Source organism: Nostoc sp. UHCC 0252, assembly GCF_034931145.1.
Taxonomy (GTDB): domain Bacteria; phylum Cyanobacteriota; class Cyanobacteriia; order Cyanobacteriales; family Nostocaceae; genus Nostoc.
In genome coordinates, this window is the sequence record NZ_JAYGHE010000098.1 from 4,837 (window position 1) to 6,048 (window position 1,212).

General features: G+C 46.1%; 1 protein-coding gene and 1 pseudogene. Both read left to right on the top strand.

The window, feature by feature from the left end; all coding sequences use genetic code 11:
• Window positions 1-450, top strand: a 450-nt coding sequence (locus VB732_RS32180) for a hypothetical protein (RefSeq protein ID WP_323234903.1), incomplete at its 5' end; no start/stop codon positions are given.
• A pseudogene (locus VB732_RS32185) lies at window positions 447-1,212 on the top strand (hypothetical protein); the annotation flags it as partial. The gene VB732_RS32180 and the pseudogene VB732_RS32185, both read left to right, overlap by 4 nt.

Sequence of the window (1,212 nt, forward strand, 5' to 3'; positions counted from 1 at the left end):
CCAGAACAGCCACAACCACTGCCAGAAAATAACAGAGGTAGAACATTTAGACGTGCTGGTAATGCCTGTGAAATTGTCGCCGGCAGTTGTCTAAACAGTGCAGTAATTTTCACCTTTCATCTATTGCAAGTTCACCCAGTTGGAATGTTCCTTGCTGTGGGGACTGCACACCTGTACTTTACTGCTACTGCAACAGGTGAAGGGTTTAATAATTTCGTCACTAATTTAATGACTGGTTGCAGTGCATCGTTAGCGTTATTGTGTGCGCTTAGTGAACCGATTAATGAGTGGAATGAAGCGAGAACTTCTACTGATACAGCTAATACTTCAATTGAGTCGGTTTATAAGCCAAAAACTGCTGAATCTTCAAGTTGGATGGATGGTGCAGGAGTAGGCATATTTCTAGCGATATTAATGATTTTTCTATTTAGTGGTAGGAGAGGAAAATGAATTATCTATCTGAGAAACATAAACAGTTATCCGAGTCGCAACAATCGGGTTTAATGTTGTGGTTTGGTCGCTTACCAATGGACAAGAAAGCTGTTGCAATTGGGCTTAGTTTGACTGTGGGAATTAGCTCTGCGGCGATGGCTTGGAAAGGGGAGTCAAGCGACCGCATTTATTTCTGCGTTCGGACTCCCCAAAGCTACCTAAAGTGTAACGACAAGAATAACCGACCTTTCAGAATGACGCTCTACTACTGGGAGCAGTGGCAGTTAGAAGGAATGCCGCGCCAAATAGTGCGTGACCCAGCTATAGGCGTTAACGGACTGGTGAAAGCGACTAACCCATACAAACCGTTTTGGGCGTTTGGTGGATTCTTGGGGTTTGCGCTTGCTGGGTGGATGCTGCGCCATTGCCAAGATGAGGAGAAGCAGAGAGCAGTTTTTGAAGACATCGCCCAAAAACGGGACGCTGCAAAGGCAGAGATGGCCGCACGTTCCGAGCTACTAGAGAGTTGCCGAGATGTTGCGATCGCAGAAGTCCAACTACAAGCCGATTTAGATTTGATAGCCAATGATCGCACTGTTGATATCACCAAAGCTGAGATTTACTCCGACGTTGAGATTCAAGTTGCCCAGCTAGATGCGACTGATGCACTTTTCGAGGCGCAAACGGCTGGGATGACCGAGCAACAGAAAGCAGATTACATTAAGCAGTTGCGTGAGATGAAAACCCCTTATCTGCAAGGGAGTCAGACTCTACAGGGGA